The organism is Pseudomonas sp. GXM4, from assembly GCF_008923895.1.
Lineage (GTDB): Bacteria > Pseudomonadota > Gammaproteobacteria > Pseudomonadales > Pseudomonadaceae > Aquipseudomonas > Aquipseudomonas atacamensis.
Window position 1 is genome coordinate 1 of record NZ_WBRZ01000366.1, and the last position, 4,388, is coordinate 4,388.

The following is a 4,388-nucleotide window of genomic DNA, read 5'->3' on the forward strand; positions in this document are numbered from 1 at the left end:
TCCCACAGGTCAGAAGGCGTTCATAACTTCCATATCCACCGCAGAACCCTGTGGGAGCTGGCTTGCCAGCGATGAGGCCGGAACATCCAACGCAAGTCTTTTGTGGAAATGAACAATAAACGCCGACGCCACTTGTGCACCCGACCGGCGTCAAGGCGCAGGTCGACTGGCAGCATGAACGCCACTGCAACCGGAGAATTCCCATGAAGATCGTCATCGCCCCCGACTCGTTCAAGGACAGCCTGAGTGCCCAAGGCGTTGCCGAAGCCATCGCCCTCGGACTGGCCCAGGTCTGGCCGCAGGCAACGCTGATCAAATGCCCGATGGCCGATGGCGGCGAAGGCACGGTCGAGTCGATTCTTGCAGCCTGCGAAGGTGAGTTACGCCGCACCCGCGTGCGCGGTCCACTGGGCGCGCCGGTCGATGCCGCTTGGGGTTGGCTACCGCACAACCACACCGCGATCATCGAAATGGCCGAGGCCAGCGGTCTGCAACTGGTCCCGCCGGGACAGCGCGATGCCTGCATCAGCAGCACGTTTGGCACGGGTGAATTGATTCGTGCAGCGCTGGATGCCGGCGCGCAACGAGTGATCCTGGCGATCGGCGGCAGCGCGACCAATGACGGCGGTGCCGGGGCGATGCAGGCATTGGGTGTGAAGTTGCTGGATGCGCAAAATCAGCCTCTGGTGCCCGGCGGCCTGGCCTTGGCGCAACTGGCGCGATTGGACCTGAGTGGGCTCGATCGACGTCTGGCCGATGTGCGTTTCGACATCGCCGCCGACGTTAACAATCCGCTCTGCGGCCCCCATGGCGCCTCGGCCATTTTCGGCCCGCAGAAGGGCGCATCGCCTGCGCAGGTTGAGCAGCTCGATCAGGCGCTGGGGCACTTTGCCAAACTCTGCGCGCAAGCATTGGGCAAGGACGTGCGCAATGAACCGGGCAGCGGCGCGGCGGGTGGTCTGGGGTTTGCCGCCAAGGCTTTTCTCGGCGCGCAGTTTCAGGCGGGCGTCGAGGTGGTGGCGGAACTGGTCGGGCTCGCTGAGGCAATCAAAGGTGCGGATCTGGTGATTACTGGAGAAGGCCGCTTCGATGCGCAAACCCTGCGCGGCAAAACACCTTTCGGTGTCGCGCGAGTTGCCAAACAATACGCTGTGCCGGTGATCGTGATTGCCGGGACCTTGGGCGAGGGCTATCAGGAGCTCTATCAACACGGCATCGACGCCGCTTTCGCCGTGACCAGCGGACCGATGACACTCGAACAAGCCTGCGCCGAAGCACCGCGCCTGCTGCGTGAACGCGCCACCGATATTGCTCGGGTCTGGCAACTCGCCTCAGCCTGAAAAATATTTACCGCCGACCCGAAACCTTCCTCAAGCCTGGCCGATACAACGGTCAGGCGCACACAAAATCACAACTCAGTGCCGCCGGACTGTCGCCCGCTATGGGCCAGTGCTCACGGCATGGACGCTCGTAGTTTCTTTCTTTCGAGAGTCCGACCATGTCCCTGCGTAACCTGAATATCGCGCCCCGTGCTTTCCTCGGTTTTGCCTTTATCGCCTTGCTGGTGATTGTCCTCGGCGTGTTTGCCGTCAGCCGCATGACGGTCATTCGTCAGGCGTCGATCGACATGGACACCAACCAGTTGCCAAGCGTGACCCACCTCAGTGTGGTCACGGAAAACGTCCTGCGCATGCGCATTCTCTCGTTCCGTGTGCTGGTCAATCGCGAACCGGCCAGCCTGCAAGAGGCAGAAACCCGCATCGCGGTGCTGGTCGACAAGGTGCGCAAAGCTCAGGCCAGCTACGCTGCGTTGCCGGCAGGTCCTGAAGAGCACGCTGTTTTCCAGACGTTTTCGACGACGCTCGATAATTACCTGCAAGCGCAGAGTCAGATGATTGAGCTATCGCGCAAGGGCGATCTGGAAGCGATGCGTGCGTTGATCAACACGCGCATCAAGGAAGGCACCGATCAGATGGGCGAGCAGCTCAACAAGCTGATCGGCATGAATACCGCCGGGGCCAGAGCGGCTGCCACCAAGGCCGGTGAAAACTATGACAGCGCCATCACCGGGATCATCATCGTCGCCGTGATTGCGGCACTGGCCACCGTGTTGCTCGCCTGGTTGCTGACCCGCAGCATCGTCACGCCGCTCAACCGCGCCGTGCTCGCTGCGCAAACCATTGCCGACGGTGACCTCAGCAAAGCCATCGAAGTCGACGGCAAGGACGAACCGGCGCGCTTGCTTGAAGCCTTGGCAGCGATGCAGTCCAACCTGCGCAAAACCATCGAGCAGATCGCCGGTTCCGCCACGCAACTGGGCGCCGCTGCCGAAGAACTCAGCGCTGTCACCGAAGAAGCGTCGCGCGGGCTGCAGCAGCAGAACAACGAAATCGAACAGGCCGCCACCGCCGTCAACGAGATGACCGCTGCGGTGGAAGAAGTGGCGCGCAACGCCGTTTCGACTTCCGAAGCTTCCAACCAGTCGACCCACGCCGCCCGCGAAGGTCGCGATCAGGTGGTGAAAACCGTCGACGCGATCCAGACCATGACTCACGACGTGCAGAACACCGCGCAGATGATCGAAGGCCTCGCCGCGCAAGGTCGTGACATCGGCAAGGTGCTGGACGTGATTCGCGCCATCGCCGAGCAGACCAACCTCTTGGCGCTCAACGCTGCAATTGAAGCGGCGCGTGCCGGCGAGGCTGGCCGTGGTTTCGCCGTGGTGGCGGACGAAGTGCGCGCCTTGGCGCATCGCACCGCGCAGTCGACTCAGGAAATCGAAAAAATGGTCGCCGGCATTCAAAACGGCACCGGTGAAGCGGTTTCGTCGATGCAGCAAAGCAATCAGCGCACTCAGTCCACGCTGGAAATGGCCCGCGCTGCCGGCGTGGCGCTGGAGCAGATCACGCAATCGATTCACCAGATCAACGAACGCAACCTGGTTATCGCCAGCGCTTCGGAAGAGCAGGCGCAAGTCTCCCGCGAAGTCGATCGCAATCTGGTCAACATCCGCGACCTCGCCACGCAATCGGCCGCCGGCGCCAACCAGACCAGCGCCGCGACCCACGAACTGTCGCGACTGGCAGTGGATTTGAACGCCATGGTGGCGCGTTTCGTGATTTGAGATACGGTGAAGGCTGGAAACCGCGCTAACAGGAGACGTACATGCGCTATTCAGCCTTGACCCAACGAATCGCCGGGGAGGGTGCCGCTGCCTGGCAGATTCACGACCGAGCGCTGGAACTGCGCGCCGAGGGCGTAGATGTTTTGTTGTTGAGCGTCGGCGATCCGGATTTCGATACGCCGTTGCCGATTGTCCATGGCGCGATCGATAGCCTGTTGGCCGGCGACACCCATTACGCCGATGTGCGTGGTCGGTTCGAGCTGCGCAGGCTGATTGCCGAGCGTCATCGCCAGCGCAGTGGTCAACGGGTTGATCCTGATCAGGTGATTGTCCTGCCCGGCGCGCAATGCGCGGTGTATTCGGTGGCGCAGTGTCTGCTTGATCCGGGTGACGAAGTGATCGTCGCCGAGCCGATGTACGTTACCTACGAAGGAGTGTTTGGCGCTTGCGGTGCCAAGGTAATTGCGGTGCCGGTGCGCCCGGAGAACGGTTTTCGTGTCGACCCGGCCGATGTCGCTGCGCGCATTACCCCGCGAACTCGCGCCATGCTGCTCAACAGCCCGAACAATCCCAGCGGCGCCAGCCTATCCTTGCTGATCTGGCAGGAACTGGCAGCGCTGTGCATTCGCCATGACCTGTGGCTGATCAGCGATGAGGTGTACAGCGAGCTGTTATATGAAGGCGAGCACATCAGCCCGGCGAGCCTGCCGGGCATGGCCGAGCGCACCGCGACGATCAACAGTCTGTCGAAATCCCATGCGATGACCGGTTGGCGTATCGGCTGGATGATCGGCCCGAATGCCTTGGCCGAGCATCTGGTGAATCTGTCGCTGAGCATGCTCTTCGGTCTGCCGGATTTCGTACAGAAAGCCGCGCAAGTGGCGCTGCAAAGTGATCTGCCGGAAGTCTCTCAGATGCGCGAGGAGTATCGCTTGCGCCGCGATCTGGTGTGCGAGCGGTTGCACGGCTGCCCTGGGTTGCAGCCGATTTGCCCGGATGGCGGCATGTTCGTGATGGTCGATGTGCGCCAGACCGGCCTCGGCGCTCAGGCGTTTGCCGAGCGATTGCTGGAAGGTTACGGCGTGTCGGTGCTGGCCGGCGAAGCGTTCGGGCCGAGCGCGGCGGGGCATATTCGCATCGGGCTGGTGGTGGATCGGGTCAAACTGGCGGATGCCTGCGCGCGGATTGCGCTGTGTGCGGTGCAGCTGCTGCAGGCGCGCAGTGCCTGATGGATTTGCTTTGCCTGCCCCGGCGCCTTGCTGAT

At 62.3% G+C, this 4,388-nt stretch carries 3 protein-coding genes; all 3 read left to right on the forward strand.

The annotated features are described in order from the left end of the window. Positions 1 to 203: 203 nt before the first annotated feature. Positions 204 to 1,340, forward strand: a complete 1,137-nt coding sequence (locus F8N49_RS25915) for a glycerate kinase (RefSeq protein WP_151553134.1) — start codon at positions 204 to 206, stop codon at positions 1,338 to 1,340. A gap of 158 nt (positions 1,341 to 1,498) precedes the next feature. Beyond that, positions 1,499 to 3,124 carry a methyl-accepting chemotaxis protein gene (locus F8N49_RS25920; protein ID WP_151553136.1) on the forward strand — a complete coding sequence of 542 codons (1,626 nt, stop codon included), beginning with the start codon at positions 1,499 to 1,501 and terminating at the stop codon, positions 3,122 to 3,124. Between the two features lie 41 nt (positions 3,125 to 3,165). Next, a complete protein-coding gene (locus tag F8N49_RS25925; protein ID WP_110645410.1) occupies positions 3,166 to 4,353 on the forward strand; it encodes a pyridoxal phosphate-dependent aminotransferase in 1,188 nt (395 codons plus the stop codon). Positions 4,354 to 4,388 lie beyond the last annotated feature (35 nt).

Coding starts and splice junctions, on each gene's coding strand:
- F8N49_RS25920 (WP_151553136.1), top strand. CDS start 1,499: ATGTCCCTGCGTAACCTGAATATCGCGCCCCGTGCTTTCCTCGGTTTT.
- F8N49_RS25925 (WP_110645410.1), top strand. CDS start 3,166: ATGCGCTATTCAGCCTTGACCCAACGAATCGCCGGGGAGGGTGCCGCT.
- F8N49_RS25915 (WP_151553134.1), top strand. CDS start 204: ATGAAGATCGTCATCGCCCCCGACTCGTTCAAGGACAGCCTGAGTGCC.